This window comes from Curvibacter sp. GW821-FHT09D12 (assembly GCF_059416245.1).
Genome location: NZ_JBWKOU010000004.1, coordinates 218,934 through 233,188 on the forward strand (window position 1 = coordinate 218,934; position 14,255 = coordinate 233,188).

Genomic DNA, 14,255 nt, shown 5'->3' on the forward strand with positions numbered 1-14,255 from the left:
CACTGGAGTTTTCATGCAACGCAAAAAGATGTCCCGAAATCAGCCTGCTGCGACGCGTCAGGCCGTCTCCGTGCCCGGCAAGGTGCTGCCCCTGGCGGCGCTCATGTTGGCAGGTTCGCTGGGCACGGCCCAGCAGGCGCTGGCGCAGAGCGAGGAAAAGTCCCTCAGCACCGTGACCGTCAAGGACACCAAGGAGGGCCCGACCATTGCCAAGGAGAGCCTGCTCGTCAAGCAGACCGGCATCGCCAAGGGCAACCAGGACATCCGCGACATTCCCCAGACCGTGACGGTGATGACCGAGCACTACATGGACGACCGCAATTTCGATGATCTGCGCGAAGTGCTGAAGTCGGTCTCGGGCGTGACCTTCCAGGCTGGCGAGACCGGTGAGGAAGACGTTCGCATCCGCGGCTTCTCGCTGCAGCAGGCCGGCGACATCTATGTCGATGGCCTGCATGACAACGCCATGGTCCAGCACGACACCTTCAACCTCGACCGGGTCGAAGTGCTCAAGGGTTCGGCCTCCATGCTGTTCGGCAAGGGCTCGACTGGCGGGGTGGTCAATCAGGTCAACAAGCAGCCTTTCCTGATGGACCAGAGCGAGATCAACGCCACGGTGGGCAACGGCCGCTCGGCCCGGGTCTCGGCGGACATCAACCGCCAGACCGGCGAGTCGTCGGCCTTCCGGGTGAACATCATGCGCCAACAGGCCGACAACTGGGGCGCCACGGTCAAGAAGGAGGGCGTGGCCCCCACCTACCGCTGGGGCATCGGCGAGCGCGACGAGTACTCGATCGGCATGTACCACCTGCGCACCGAGGGGCGCCCGATGTACAACCACCCCTGGCTGATCAACAACGGCAGCACCACCGCCAGCAACAACAGCAGCGGCACCATCACCCCCGTGCTCGACGCCACCGCCTACTACGGGCTGGCCAGCGACTACCTGCGCACCGAGTCCAATTACGGCACGGTCACCCACAAGCGCCGTCTCGATGGCGATGCCGAGATCAAGACCACGCTGCGCTATGGCCACTACTCGCGTGACCTGTTGGCCAGCAACATCAGTTGGGGCAGTGTGACCACCGCGTCCAGCCTCAGCGACAGCACGGTGCTCAACCGCCGCTTCAAGGCGCGTCGCAACGACTCCAACATGCTGCAGGTGCAAAGCGAGTACACCGGCAACGCCCACTGGGGCGGCCTCAAGCACAGCCTGGTGGGCGGCGTCGATTACTACGACCAGCGTGCGCTGCAGAACAACAATGCCACGACCGGCCTGGCCACGCCCCCCACCACCACGGTGGGCAACCCCGACAGCGGCGCCTATGTTCAAGACACCCGCTCGGTCGCCATGGCGCCCTTCCGCGCCCGTTCGCTGGGCTTCTACGGCCAGGACGTCATGAGCCTGACCGAGCAGATCAAGCTGGTCGGTGGCCTGCGCTACGACCGCTTCATGGGCAAGTATGGCGACACCAGCGGCAACAGCTTCAGCATGGACAACAACCTCTGGAGCCCGCGCCTGGGGGCCATCTGGCAGCCCAACGACACCTCGTCGTACTACGCCTCGTACGGCACCTCGTACAACACCTCGGGCGACACCTACCAGTACGGCACCGTCAACCTGAGCCTGTCGGGCACCAGCGCCACGCTGCTCAACACCCCGCCGGAAAAGAGCCGCAACTTCGAGCTGGGCGCCAAGTACGACGTGTTCGACAAGAAGGGCCTGTTCGGCGTGGCCTTGTTCCGCAGCGAGAAGTACAACGAGCGCAACACCGACGTCGACACGGCGGCCAACCAATACCTGCTCTCGGGCAAGCGCCATGCCACCGGCATGGAGTTCAATTTTGCCGGCCGCCTGACCTCGGCCTGGGAGGTGTTCTACAACCACACCTGGATCCCCTCGGCCAGCATCGACGTGAGCAGTGTGGCCTCTACCAGCGCCGCCCAGCGCCAGGGTGACCGCCCGGCCCTCACGCCCAAGCACAGCGCCACCCTCTGGAGCACCTACCGCATGCTGCCGGGCTGGCGTGTCGGCGGTGGTTTGAACTACCGGGGGGCTCAGAATCCTGACCAGAACCGCAACGTCGTGGCCCCGGCCTTCACCACCGTCGATGCCATGGTCGAGCACAACCTGACCAGCAACACCCTGCTGCGCTTGAACGTGAGCAACCTGACCAACAAACTGTATGCTGACCAGCTCTACCGAGGCTTTTACGTGCCCGGTGCGCCGCGTCGCATCGAGCTGAGCGTCAAGGCCCTGTTCTGACCTGGGGAGTCCATGCTGCTGCAACTCAAGAACCTGCTGAGCGCCGAAGAGCTCAGCACCGCCCGTGCCCTGCTCGGGGACGAGGCCCCTTGGATCGATGGGCGCAGCAGCGCGGGCATCCAGGCCCTGACCCAAAAGAACAATGAGCAGCTGGCACAGGACAGCGAGGCCTCACATGCCCTGCAGGCCCTGATCCTCGGGGCCTTGCGACGCGATCCGCTGTTCTTCTCGGCGGCCCTGCCGCGCAAGATCTTCAACCCGCTGTTCAACCGCTATGGCGGGGGCAGCAATTTCTATGGCCCGCATGTGGACGGGGCGGTGCTGCACTCCAAGGCCTCGCAGGAGTGGGTGCGCACCGATGTCTCGTGCACCGTCTTCCTCAGCGACCCGGCCGAGTACGACGGCGGCGAGCTGCTGGTGCAGGACACCTATGGCAGCCGTGGCGTCAAGCTGGCGGCCGGCGACGCGGTGCTGTACCCCGGCACCAGCGTGCACCAGGTCACCCCGGTCACGCGCGGCCACCGGGTGGCCAGCTTCTTCTGGATCGAGAGCATGGTGCGCAGCGATGAACAGCGCCGCATCCTGTTCGACCTTGACATGAACCTGCTCAAGCTGCGCGCCCAGTTGGGCGAGACCCCCGAGACCACGGCCCTGACCGGGGTCTACCACAACCTGTTGCGGCAATGGGCCCAGACCTGAAGGCCCTGCCCACCACCTTGCCCGACTACGCTCTGCGAGCGCGGGAGCGCCTGACGCCCGAGGCCTGGGCCTATTTCGATGGCGGCGCAGGCGATGAATCGACCCAGCGCCGCAACGTGGCCGCCTGGGCCCGCTGGGGCTTGCGTCCCCGGGTGCTGCAGGACCTGCGCGAAGGCCACACCCGCGTGACGCTGCTGGGTCGCGAGCTGTCCACCCCCCTGATCGTGGCCCCCATGGCCTACCAGTGCTGGGCTCACCCTGACGGCGAGCGCGGCATGGCCCTGGCAGCGGCCAGCCAGCAGTGCGGCTTGGTGCTGAGCCAGCACAGCACCACCCCATTGCAGCAGGTGGCTGCCTTGGTCCGCGCTGAGCCCGAACGCGGGCCGCTGTGGATGCAGTTGGCCAATGGCGCAGACCGGGCGGGGCTGCTGGAGGTGGCCGCCGAGGCCGAGCGCGCCGGCTACGAGGCCCTGGTGCTGAGTGTGGACGCGCCGGTGCAGGGTAGCCGAGATCGCGTGCGCCGCCTGGCGGCACAGCCCCCCGCCAGCCTGGTCACACCGCACTGGCGAGCCGCCACAGCGGCGGCGGCCGGCCTGTGCGGCGGCACCGTTGAACACGCCTTGCGCTGGGACGATCTGGCCTGGCTGCAAGAGCGCACCCGCCTGCCGATGCTGCTCAAGGGCATCACCCACCCGCTCGATGCCTGCCAGGCGGCGCGCCTGAACGTGGCGGGCCTGGTGCTCAGCAACCATGGTGGTCGGGTGCTGGACACCCAGGAAGCCACGGCCGAATGCCTGGCCGAAGTCGCGCAGGCGCTGCAGGGCGATGTGCCCTTGCTGGTGGACGGCGGCCTTCGGCGCGGCACCGATGTGTTCAAGGCCCTGGCCCTGGGCGCCCAGGCCGTGCTGATCGGCCGGCCCTGCCTGTGGGGCCTGGCGGCGCATGGCGCCATGGGCGCGGCCCATGTGCTGCGCCTGCTGCGCGATGAGTTCGAGATGGCCCTGGCCCTCTGCGGCTGCCGTTCGCCCGCCGACATCCGCCCCGACCATCTGAGGTGGCTGGCGGCCCTGCCTGCTGAATCCGACTGAAGCCGGCGCACTGGCGGCGCGAAGCCATTACGATCCGGAGTTCTTCCATTTCATCTGAGAGAACTCCGCATGGCTGAGCAGCAAAGCGCAGGACATTTGTTGGTTGAATGCCTGATCGCCCAGGGCGTGGACACTGCCTTCGGCGTGCCCGGTGAAAGCTACCTGGCCGTCCTGGACGGCTTCCACCGCTACCGCGACCAGATCCGCTTCATCACCTGCCGACAGGAGGGGGGCGCCGCCTTCATGGCCGAGGCCGCCGGCAAGCTCACGGGCCGCCCCGGGGTTTGCCTGGTCACCCGCGGGCCGGGGGCCACCAATGCCTCCATCGGCGTGCACACCGCGTTCCAGGATTCGACGCCCATGGTGCTGCTGGTGGGCGATGTGGGCAGCGATTTTCGTGATCGCGAGGCCTTCCAGGAGATCGATTTCCAGAGCTTCTTCGGCCCCAGCACCAAGGGCATGGCCAAGCGGGTCGAGCGCATCGATGATGCCCGCCGCATCCCCGAGTACATCGCCCGCGCTTTTGCCACCGCCATGAACGGCCGCCCGGGCCCCGTGGTCCTGGTGCTGCCCGAAGACATGCTGACCCAGACCGTGAGCGCCACCCCGCTGCCGCGGGTCGATGCCGTGCAGGCCTGGAGCGACCCGGGCTCGCTGCGCGATCTGCGCGGCCTGCTGCTGCAATCGCAAAAGCCCTTTGTGATCGCCGGCGGCGGCGGCTGGACCCCGCAGGCCGCCCAGGCCCTGCAGCGCTTTGCCGAGAACTGGCAATTGCCGGTGGGCAATGCCTTCCGCTTCCAGGACACCTTCGACAACCACCACCCGCTGTACGCCGGCGATGTGGGCATCGGCATCAACCCGCGCCTGGCCGCCCGCATCCGCGAGGCCGATCTGGTGATCGCCATCGGCCCGCGCCTGGGCGAGATGACCACCAACGGCTACACGCTGCTGGAGGCGCCACGCCCGCGCCAGAAGCTGGTGCACATCCACGCCAGCGCCGAAGAACTCAACCGGGTCTACCAGGCCGACCTGGTCATCAACGCCAGCATGAATGCCGCCGCCCGCAGCCTGGAGGTGCTCAGTGCCCCGGTCAGCCTGCCCTGGGCCGACTGGACCGCTGCCGCCCACGCCGACTACGAGGCCAACCTGCAACCCCAGGCCTTGCCAGGCCTGGACACGGCGCAGCCCGGCGCGATCGACATGCCCGCCGTGGTGGCCCTGCTGCAAAAGCACCTGCCGGCCGATGCGGTGCTCACCAATGGCGCAGGCAACTTTGCCAGCTGGGTGCACCGCTACTTCCGGCACTTCGGCCTGGCCCGGGGTCACAAGACGCAGCTGGCGCCCACGGTCGGGGCCATGGGCTATGGCGTGCCGGCCGGCATTGCGGCCAACCTGCTCACTGGCCGGGTGGCTTTCACCATCGCGGGCGACGGCGACTTTCTGATGAACGGGCAGGAGCTGGCCACGGCCAGCCAGCACGGCGGCAAGAGTCTCATCGTGCTGCTCAACAACGGCATGTACGGCACCATCCGCATGCACCAGGAGCGCGAGTACCCCGAGCACATCAGTGGCTCGGCCCTGGCCAACCCCGACTTCTGCGCCCTGGCCCGCGCCTACGGCTATGCGGCCGAGCAGGTCACGCGCACCGAAGACTTCGAAGCCGCGCTGCTGCGCGCCCTGGCCTGCGAGCGCGGGACCGTGATCGAGATCCCGCTCAGCCCCGAGGTCATCACCACACGCAGCACCCTCACCGCGATCCGCGAGGCGGCGCTGAAACGCTGACGCGCTGATGTGCCCCCTGGGGCTCAGTTTGACCTTGCGTACCTTTTGACGTACGCTTTTGAGCAAGGAGCCCACCATGGTCACACTCACCGCCAGCGAAGCACGCGCCAATCTGTATCGCCTCATGGATCAGGCGGCCGAGTCCCATCAGGCCATCACCATCTCCGGCAAGCGCCATGATGCCGTGCTGGTGTCGGCCGAGGACTGGCAGGCCATTCAGGAGACGCTCTACCTGCTGTCGGTGCCCGGCATGCGAGAGTCGATCCGAGAGGGCATGGCCACGCCGGTCGAGTCTTGCGCTCAGGAGCTGGACTGGTGAGCTGGCAGGTGGTCTACACCCGGCATGCGCAAAAAGATGCCCAAAAGTTGTTGGCCAGCGGACTCAAAGCCAAGGCTCAGGAACTGCTGACCCTCCTTCGGGACAACCCATTCCAGAACCCGCCGCCCTTTGAAAAGCTGGTGGGCGACCTGACGGGCGCCTACTCGCGTCGCATCAACATCCAGCACCGTCTGGTCTACCAGGTGCTGCAGGAGCAGGGCGTGGTCAAAGTGCTTCGCATGTGGTCGCACTATGAGTGAGCGGGCTGTGCTGGCCTTGCCCGTGGTCCCAAAGGCCTGAGCTCACGCCACCGCCGTCCACCAAGCCTGTGACAGCGCCGGTGCGCGCAGGTCCAGGCGCTCGCCCATCTGCGGCGCCACCAAGGGCACGCCGGCCTGCCGGGCCAGGCCGGCGATGCGATCGAAGGGCTCGTGCCAGGGGTGCAGGGCCAGGTCGAAGGTGCCGTTGTGGATGGGCATCAGGTGCCGCGCCCGCACGTCCAGATGGGCCTGCAGGCTTTGCTCGGGCTGCATGTGCACATCGGGCCAATCGGCGTTGTAGGCGCCTGTTTCCATCAGGCTCAGATCGAAGGGGCCAAAGCGCTCACCGATGGTTTTGAAGCCCTTGAAGTACCCCGTGTCACCGCTGAAGAACACCCGCACCTCGTCCTGGATCAGCACCCACGAGGCCCACAGCGTGCGGTTGCCATCGTTCAGGCCGCGGCCCGAGAAATGCTGGGCCGGCGTCGCCACCAGGCGCAGACCCTGCACCTGGGTCTCCTGCCACCAGTCCAGTTGTTGCACCTTGGCGGCCGGCACGCCCCAGGCGATCAGGCGCTCGCCCACGCCCAGCGGTGTCACAAAGTGCGCCACCTTGGGTGCCAGTTGCTCGATGGCCGCCCGGTCCAGGTGGTCGTAGTGGTCGTGTGACAGCAGCACCCCGGTGATCTCGGGCAGGTCTTCGATGCGCAGCGGTGGCGCGTGGAAGCGCTTGGGGCCCATGAAGGTGAACGGCGAGGCGCGTTCGGAAAACACCGGGTCGGTCAGCCAGAACTGCTGTCCCAGTTTCATCAGCATGGTGGAGTGACCGAGCCGCCACAGGCTCATGTCGGGGGCGGCCAGCAGCTCGGCCCGGCTCAGCGCCTGCACCGGGATCGGCCGGGCCGGCACCGTGTTGGCCGGCTTGCCGAACAGAAAGCGCCACATCACGGCGAGGGTCTTGAGGGTGCCCATGGCATGGCGCGGGGCCGCGTTGCGGAACTTGCCGTTGCGCCATTGGGGCGAGTCGGCGTAAGTGGCCTCATCGGTCGGGGCCGGGCGGGCGCAGGGAGGGACACACAGGCGGGATGAGCTCATGTCAGGGGGCCTTGGGTTCAGGAGGGCAGGGCTTGGCCCTGCAGCAGGGGTTGGCTGGCAAACAGTTCGGCCGCCCAGTCGACAAAGGCGCGCACCTTGGCGCTCAGGTGTCGGTTGGGCGGGTACACCACATAGACCGGCAGCAGCGGGTGGCCCCACTCGGGCAGCAGGCGCTGCAAGGCGCCGCTGGCCAGGTAGGGGCGGGCCTGGAAGGTGGTGATCTGCCCGATGCCCAGGCCTTGCAGCAGGGCTTCGGTGTAGGCGTTCGATTCGTTCAGGCTGATGCGGTAGGGGCCGGGGATCTCGATCACCTCTTCGCCCTGGTGGAACTCCAGCGGGTACTGGCGGCTGGTATGGGCCCCGAAGTAGGTCACCACGGTGTGCTCGCGCTCAATGTCCAGCGGGTGTTCGGGCACGCGGCGGCGCTGCAGGTAGCTGGGCGCGGCCACCGTGATGAATTCGAGGTTGCCGATGCGCCGCGCCACCAGCGATTGCTCGATCAGGTTGCCGCCCCGGATCACGCAGTCCACGTTGTCCGAGATCATGTCCACGATGCGGTCGCTTACGCCGAGGTCGAGCTGGATGTCGGGGTAGCGCTCCTGAAAGCGGGCCAGGTTCGGGATGATCAGCAGGCGGGCAATCGTGCTGCCCACGTCCACGCGCAGGCGCCCGCGCGGGTTGGCGCGGGCCTGGCTCATGCTGGCCTCGATGTCGTCGAGCTCGGCCAGCAGGCGCACGGTTCGCTCGTAGTAGGCGGCGCCGTCGGCCGTCACGGTGACACGGCGCGTGGTGCGGTTGAGCAGTTGCACCCGCAGCCGGGCCTCCAGGGCCTGGATGTGCTTGGTCACGGTGGCCTTGGGCAGGTTCAATGAATCGGCCGCGCGCGTGAACGTGCCGGCTTCCACCACGCGGGTGAATATGCGCATGGCCTGGATCTGGTCCATGGGCCCTCCTGTTGTTGTGCCCGGTTGGGTCTGGCACAAATTCTCACACGACGACCGGTCGGCATTGTTGGGCGTTTGGAAACACTGCTGTGGCGAACCAGGTGTTTATGACCGGGTCTTCTGCCACTAAAGTCGCACCATCCCATCTTGTTGCGAGCCTTGCCCACCATGCCCAGCACCCCTGAAACCGAATCGCCCCGCGCCGCCTTGGCCACGCCGCCGCTCCACCCCGGGGTCGACAGCGAGGTCGACCTGCCCGGCGGCAAGCGCGTGGCGGTTCGCGTCTACGGTCGCAAGATCCCGGGCGCGGCGAGCCCCCTGGTGGTGCACTTCCATGGGGGCGCCTTTGTCTCGGGTGACCTGGACAACGGCTGCACCGTGGCCCAGTTGCTGCTGGGGGCGGGCGCGGTGGTGGTGTCGGTGGCTTACCCGCTGGCGCCGCAGCATCCTTTTCCCAACGCGGCCGAGGCCGGCTACGAGGTGCTCAAATGGGTGTTCCGCCAGCGCAACCGGCTGGCCGGCCAGGGGGCTTTGGTTTACCTGGCGGGTGAAGAGGCCGGTGGCAACGTGGCGGCGGCCGTGAGCCTGATGGCGCGCGACCAGGCGCATCCCCCGCTGGCCGGGCAGATCCTGCTCTCGCCCATGCTGGATCCTTGCGTGGGTACGGCCTCGTTGCGCCAGGCCACCGGCAGCGCCACCTGCTGCAAGTGGGTCGAGGGCTGGCTCAGCTACCTGCGCAGCCCGCGCGACGCCGAACACCCCTATGCCGTGCCGGCCGGCTCGATGCGCCTGCAAGGCCTGCCCCCCACCCTGGTGCTGGTGGGCCCGGACGACCCCATGCGCGACGAGGCCATGGCCTATGTCACGCGCTTGCAGGCGGCGGGCCTGCAGGCCCGGGGCGAGGTGTTGAGTGCGGCCCAGCACTGGCCCGATGCCCTGTTGGCCGCCCAGGCCCAGGCCTGCCCCTGTGCCGGTGCGGTGCAGGCGCAGTTCCAACGTTTCTTCGAGGACACCCGCAGCCCGGTGCCTTCCTAGCACCCCCATCGGCCCGGCCTGACACCGCGGTGTTGACCGGGCGGCCGTCAAGGCCTTGCCTGCCCTCTTGCTGATCACCGGCCCCGGTCGGTGATTCGGGCGTTGCTCGCCCGAAATTCTGTTTTCCTGTCTTGCGGTTCTGCCTGTGGGCCTGCGTGGCCCGGGGGGTGGGCTGCGTCCCGTTTTTTCTGTCTTGGAGGATTGCCATGAACCCCACACCTGAATCCAAACCCGTTCTCGCCGCCCAGGTCCAGGCGGCCGCCGCATCGCGCCGCCCGCTGTGGCTGTCGGCGGTGGCCCTGGCCGTGCTGGCCACCACAGGGGCGGCCTTCCTGGGCCTGCCCAACTCGCACGCCGATGCACCGGTTGAACAGGCGCCCGCCGCCACCCCGGTTTCGGTGGCCACGGTGGCCGAACAGCCCATCGCCTTGTGGGATGAGTTCTCGGGTCGGCTGGAGGCCGTCCAGCGCGTGGACCTGCGTCCCCGCGTGGCGGGTGCGGTGCAGACCGTGAACTTCCGCGAGGGCTCGCTGGTCCAGGCCGGCGACCTGTTGTTCAGCCTGGACCCGGCGCCCTTTGCCGCCGAGGTGGACCGGGCCCAGGCCCAGGTGGCCGCGGCCCAGGCCCGCGTGGCCTACAGCCAGAGCGAGCTGGAGCGCGCCACCCGTCTGTGGGAAGAGCGCGCCATCGCCCAGCGCGAACTCGACGAGCGTCAGAACGCCCAGCGCGAGGCGGATGCCAACCTGCGGGCCGCCCAGGCCGCGCTGCAGAGTGCCCGCCTGAACCTGGGTTACGCCCAGGTGCGTGCGCCCATCACGGGCCGCATCGGGCGCATCGAGGTGACCGCCGGCAACCTGGTGGCGGCCGGTGCCGGGGCCCCGGTGCTCACCACCCTGGTCTCGGTGAATCCGATCTATGCCAGCTTCGAAGCCGACGAGCAGCTGATTGCCCAGGCCTTGCAAGGGCTGGGCAGCGGCCAGAGCGCGCGCGCCCGCATTGAGCGCATCCCCGTGCAGATGGGGACGGCAGAAGGGGGCACGGCCGAAGGTGGCAGCACCCCTTACAGCGGCCACCTGCAACTGGTGGACAACCAGGTCGATGTGCGCAGCGGCACGGTGCGGGTGCGCGCCGTGTTCGACAACCCCGATGGCCGCCTGATGCCAGGCCAGTTTGCCCGCCTGCGCATGGGCCAGGCCCAGACCCGGCCCGCCCTGCTGGTGCATGAACGCGCCGTGGGCACCGACCAGAACAAGAAGTTCGTGCTGGTGGTGGGCGCCGACCGCAAGGCCGAGTACCGCGAGGTGACCCTGGGCGCGCCGGTCGACGGCCTGCGCGTGGTCAAGAGCGGCCTCAAGGCGGGCGAACAGGTGGTCGTCAACGGCCTGCAGCACGTCCGCCCTGGCGCCCTGGTCAGCCCCCAGACCGTCCCCATGAAGCCGGAGGCGGCCGCCGCCACCCCGGCGGCACCCGTCACGCCGGCGGCCTGAAGCCGGCCCGCCGCGACACGAGATCGAACCCATGAACCTGTCCAAATTCTTCATTGACCGCCCCATCTTTGCGGGCGTGCTGTCGGTGCTGATGCTGATCGCCGGCCTGCTGGCCCTGCGCGTACTGCCGGTGTCCGAATACCCCGAGGTGGTGCCGCCCCAGGTGGTGGTGCGCGCCAACTACCCTGGCGCCAACCCCAAGGTGATCGCCGAGACCGTCGCCACCCCGCTGGAGGAGGCCATCAACGGCGTCGAAGGCATGCTCTACATGGGCAGCCAGGCCACCACCGACGGCCTGTTGACGCTGACCGTGACCTTCCGCCTGGGGACCGACCCCGACAAGGCGCAGCAACTGGTGCAGAACCGGGTGGCCCAGGCCGAGGCTCGTCTGCCCGAAGAGGTGCGCCGCCTGGGGCTGGCCACCGTCAAGAGTTCGCCCGACCTGACCCTGGTGGTGCACTTGCTGTCGCCGGGTGGCCGCTACGACATGACCTACCTGCGCAACTATGCGGTGCTCAACGTGAAAGACCGTCTGGCCCGCGTCAAGGGCGTGGGCGAGGTGCAGTTGTTCGGCTCGGGCGACTACTCGATGCGCGTCTGGCTGGACCCGCAGAAAGTGGCCCAGCGCGGCCTGTCGGCGAACGACGTGGTGCGCGCCATCCGCGAGCAGAACGTGCAGGCCGCCGCCGGTGTGGTGGGGGCTTCGCCCGGCCTGCCCGGGGCGGATCTGCAACTCTCCATCAACGCCCAGGGCCGCCTGCAGAGCGAAGAAGAGTTCGGCGACATCATCGTCAAGACCGGCAGCGACGGTGCGGTCACCCGGCTGCGCGATGTGGCCCGGCTGGAGCTGGGCGCGGCCTCGTATGCGCTGCGCTCGCTGCTCGACAACAAGGATGCGGTGGCCGTGCCCATCTTTGCCGCCCCGGGTTCGAATGCGATCCAGATCTCGGACGACGTGCATGCCGCCATGGCCGAGCTCAAGAAGGGCATGCCCGATGGCATGGACTACCAGATCGTGTACGACCCGACGCAGTTCGTGCGCGCCTCGATCGACTCAGTGGTGCACACCCTGCTGGAGGCCGTGGCCCTGGTGGTGCTGGTGGTGATTCTGTTCCTGCAGACCTGGCGCGCCTCCATCATCCCGCTGCTGGCGGTGCCGGTGTCGGTGGTGGGCACCTTTGCCGTGATGCAGGTGTCGGGCTTTTCCATCAATGCGCTGAGCCTGTTCGGCCTGGTGCTGGCCATCGGCATCGTGGTGGACGACGCCATCGTGGTGGTGGAGAACGTGGAGCGCAACATCGAAGCCGGGCTGTCGCCGCGCGAGGCCACCTACCGCGCCATGCGCGAGGTCTCGGGCCCCATCATCGCGATCGCCCTGGTGCTGTGCGCGGTGTTTGTGCCGCTGGCCTTCATCAGCGGCCTGACCGGCCAGTTCTACCGCCAGTTCGCGCTGACCATCGCCATCTCGACCATCATCTCGGCCGTCAACTCGCTCACCCTGTCACCGGCCCTGGCCGCCCTGCTGCTCAAGGGGCATGACGCACCCAAGGACGCGCTCACCCGTGGCATGGACCGCGTGCTGGGCCGCTTCTTTGCCGGCTTCAACCGCCTGTTCGGGCGCGGGGCCAAGGCCTACAGCGGCGGCGTCACGCGGGTGATTGCCCGCAAGGGCGCCATGATGGGCCTGTACCTGGTGCTGGGCCTGCTGACCCTGGGCCTGTTCAAGAGCGTGCCAGGCGGCTTTGTGCCGGCGCAGGACAAGCAGTACCTGATCGGCTTCGCCCAATTGCCCGATGGCGCCACGCTGGACCGCACCGAGCAGGTGATCCGGCGCATGAGCGAGATCGCCCTGGCCCAGCCGGGGGTGGAGCACGCCGTGGCCTTTCCAGGCCTGTCCATCAACGGCTTCACCAACAGCTCGAACTCGGGCATCGTGTTCGCCACCCTCAAGCCTTTTGAAGAGCGCCGCGACGCCAGCCTGAGCGCAGGGGCCATCGCCGGCCAGCTCAACCAGAAGTACGCCGGCCTGCAGGACGCCTTCATCGCCATGTTCCCGCCGCCCCCCGTGGCCGGCCTGGGCACCACCGGCGGCTTCAAGCTGCAGATCGAAGACCGTGGCTCGCGAGGCTATGCGGCCCTGGATGGCGCCGTGAAAGCCTTCATGGCCAAGGCCTACCAGACGCCCGAGCTGGCCGGCCTGTTCACCAGCTTCCAGGTCAACGTGCCCCAGTTGTATGCCGACATTGATCGCACCCGGGCGCGCCAACTGGGCGTGCCGGTGACCGAGGTGTTCGACACCCTGCAGATCTACCTGGGCAGCCTGTACGCCAACGACTTCAACCGCTTTGGCCGCACCTACAGCGTGCGCGTGCAGGCCGATGCGCCCTACCGCGCGCGGGCCGAAGACGTGGGCCTGCTCAAGGTGCGCTCCAGCAGCGGCGAGATGGTGCCCCTGTCGGCGGTGCTGAAGATCGAGCCCAGCTTCGGGCCTGAGCGCGCCATGCGCTACAACGGCTACCTGTCGGCCGACATCAACGGCGGGCCGGCACCGGGCTTTTCCAGCGGCCAGGCCCAGGCTGCGGTGGCCCGCATCGCGGCCGAGACCCTGCCGCCGGGCTTCAGCTACGAATGGACCGAGCTGACCTACCAGGAGATCCTGGCTGGCAATTCGGCGGTGTGGGTGTTCCCGCTGGCCATCCTGCTGGTGTTCCTGGTGCTGGCCGCGCAGTACGAGAGCCTGACGCTGCCGCTGGCCATCATCCTGATCGTGCCCATGGGCCTGTTGGCGGCCATGACCGGGGTGTGGCTGTCACGCGGTGACAACAACGTCTTCACCCAGATCGGGCTGATGGTGCTGGTGGGGCTGTCGGCCAAGAACGCGATCCTGATCGTCGAGTTTGCCCGCGAGCTGGAGTTCGCCGGACGCAGCCCGCTGCAGGCCGCCATCGAAGCCAGCCGCCTGCGCCTGCGCCCCATCCTGATGACCTCGCTGGCCTTTGTGATGGGGGTGCTGCCCCTGGTGCTGTCCACCGGGGCGGGCGCCGAGATGCGCCGCGCCATGGGCGTGGCGGTGTTCGCCGGAATGATCGGCGTGACCGCCTTCGGCCTGTTCCTGACCCCGGTGTTCTATGTGCTGCTGCGGCGGCTGACGGGCAACCGGCCCTTGATCCAGCATGGCAGCCATGTCGCGCCCGTGGGGCCGCTTGATCTGGCCGCCTCCGGTGCCCAGGCCCGGCCCGTGCTGGCGGCTCCGCGCCGTGACCCTGATTGAAAGCCACAC

Annotated in this window: 11 protein-coding genes; 9 read left to right on the plus strand and 2 right to left on the minus strand. The window is 68.1% G+C overall.

The features are described 5' to 3' along the window. The first annotated feature begins 13 nt into the window (after window positions 1-13). The 6 genes from AC07PT_RS08200 (at window position 14) to AC07PT_RS08225 (ending at window position 6,414) form a co-directional block, all read left to right on the plus strand. Complete coding sequence (locus AC07PT_RS08200) at window positions 14-2,266, plus strand: TonB-dependent receptor (RefSeq protein WP_494656385.1); 2,253 nt, start codon at window positions 14-16, stop codon at window positions 2,264-2,266. 12 nt (window positions 2,267-2,278) lie between these two features. Beyond that, window positions 2,279-2,965 (plus strand): Fe2+-dependent dioxygenase, encoded by a 687-nt coding sequence (locus tag AC07PT_RS08205; protein WP_492346855.1) that lies wholly within the window; start codon window positions 2,279-2,281, stop codon window positions 2,963-2,965. Beyond that, window positions 2,950-4,053 carry an alpha-hydroxy acid oxidase gene (locus AC07PT_RS08210; protein ID WP_492346856.1) on the plus strand — a complete coding sequence of 368 codons (1,104 nt, stop codon included), beginning with the start codon at window positions 2,950-2,952 and terminating at the stop codon, window positions 4,051-4,053. The genes AC07PT_RS08205 and AC07PT_RS08210 overlap by 16 nt, the downstream gene beginning before the upstream one ends. Before the next feature lie 69 nt (window positions 4,054-4,122). Further along, on the plus strand, window positions 4,123-5,835 hold the full coding sequence (locus tag AC07PT_RS08215) for a thiamine pyrophosphate-binding protein (protein WP_492346857.1): 1,713 nt from the start codon (window positions 4,123-4,125) through the stop codon (window positions 5,833-5,835). A gap of 76 nt (window positions 5,836-5,911) precedes the next feature. After that, window positions 5,912-6,154, plus strand: coding sequence for a type II toxin-antitoxin system Phd/YefM family antitoxin (locus AC07PT_RS08220; protein ID WP_492346858.1), 243 nt, complete (start codon window positions 5,912-5,914; stop codon window positions 6,152-6,154). Then, complete coding sequence (locus tag AC07PT_RS08225) at window positions 6,151-6,414, plus strand: Txe/YoeB family addiction module toxin (protein WP_492346859.1); 264 nt, start codon at window positions 6,151-6,153, stop codon at window positions 6,412-6,414. The genes AC07PT_RS08220 and AC07PT_RS08225 overlap by 4 nt, the downstream gene beginning before the upstream one ends. 42 nt (window positions 6,415-6,456) lie before the next feature. Here AC07PT_RS08225 and AC07PT_RS08230 read toward each other — a convergent pair whose 3' ends face one another. Both AC07PT_RS08230 and AC07PT_RS08235 read right to left on the minus strand, forming a co-directional pair. Beyond that, complete coding sequence (locus AC07PT_RS08230) at window positions 6,457-7,509, minus strand: MBL fold metallo-hydrolase (protein WP_494656386.1); 1,053 nt, start codon at window positions 7,507-7,509, stop codon at window positions 6,457-6,459. 17 nt (window positions 7,510-7,526) lie between these two features. After that, entirely contained in the window at window positions 7,527-8,453 is a 927-nt protein-coding gene (locus AC07PT_RS08235) for a LysR family transcriptional regulator (RefSeq protein WP_492346861.1), read from the minus strand. 168 nt (window positions 8,454-8,621) lie between these two features. On the opposite strand from AC07PT_RS08235, the gene AC07PT_RS08240 reads away from it, so the two are divergent. The 3 genes from AC07PT_RS08240 to AC07PT_RS08250 all read left to right on the plus strand — a co-directional run bounded on the left by AC07PT_RS08240 (window position 8,622) and on the right by AC07PT_RS08250 (window position 14,246). Beyond that, on the plus strand, window positions 8,622-9,488 hold the full coding sequence (locus AC07PT_RS08240) for an alpha/beta hydrolase (RefSeq protein ID WP_494656387.1): 867 nt from the start codon (window positions 8,622-8,624) through the stop codon (window positions 9,486-9,488). A gap of 206 nt (window positions 9,489-9,694) precedes the next feature. After that, window positions 9,695-10,975 (plus strand): efflux RND transporter periplasmic adaptor subunit, encoded by a 1,281-nt coding sequence (locus AC07PT_RS08245; protein ID WP_494656388.1) that lies wholly within the window; start codon window positions 9,695-9,697, stop codon window positions 10,973-10,975. Between the two features lie 31 nt (window positions 10,976-11,006). Then, a complete protein-coding gene (locus AC07PT_RS08250) occupies window positions 11,007-14,246 on the plus strand; it encodes an efflux RND transporter permease subunit (protein ID WP_494656389.1) in 3,240 nt (1,079 codons plus the stop codon). Window positions 14,247-14,255 lie beyond the last annotated feature (9 nt).

What these genes read in the sequence shown, in the direction of transcription:
- AC07PT_RS08200 (WP_494656385.1), top strand. Translation starts at nt 14, where the DNA reads ATGCAACGCAAAAAGATGTCCCGAAATCAGCCTGCTGCGACGCGTCAG.
- AC07PT_RS08205 (WP_492346855.1), top strand. Translation starts at nt 2,279, where the DNA reads ATGCTGCTGCAACTCAAGAACCTGCTGAGCGCCGAAGAGCTCAGCACC.
- AC07PT_RS08210 (WP_492346856.1), top strand. Translation starts at nt 2,950, where the DNA reads ATGGGCCCAGACCTGAAGGCCCTGCCCACCACCTTGCCCGACTACGCT.
- AC07PT_RS08215 (WP_492346857.1), top strand. Translation starts at nt 4,123, where the DNA reads ATGGCTGAGCAGCAAAGCGCAGGACATTTGTTGGTTGAATGCCTGATC.
- AC07PT_RS08220 (WP_492346858.1), top strand. Translation starts at nt 5,912, where the DNA reads ATGGTCACACTCACCGCCAGCGAAGCACGCGCCAATCTGTATCGCCTC.
- AC07PT_RS08230 (WP_494656386.1), bottom strand. Translation starts at nt 7,509, where the DNA reads ATGAGCTCATCCCGCCTGTGTGTCCCTCCCTGCGCCCGCCCGGCCCCG.
- AC07PT_RS08235 (WP_492346861.1), bottom strand. Translation starts at nt 8,453, where the DNA reads ATGGACCAGATCCAGGCCATGCGCATATTCACCCGCGTGGTGGAAGCC.
- AC07PT_RS08240 (WP_494656387.1), top strand. Translation starts at nt 8,622, where the DNA reads ATGCCCAGCACCCCTGAAACCGAATCGCCCCGCGCCGCCTTGGCCACG.
- AC07PT_RS08245 (WP_494656388.1), top strand. Translation starts at nt 9,695, where the DNA reads ATGAACCCCACACCTGAATCCAAACCCGTTCTCGCCGCCCAGGTCCAG.
- AC07PT_RS08250 (WP_494656389.1), top strand. Translation starts at nt 11,007, where the DNA reads ATGAACCTGTCCAAATTCTTCATTGACCGCCCCATCTTTGCGGGCGTG.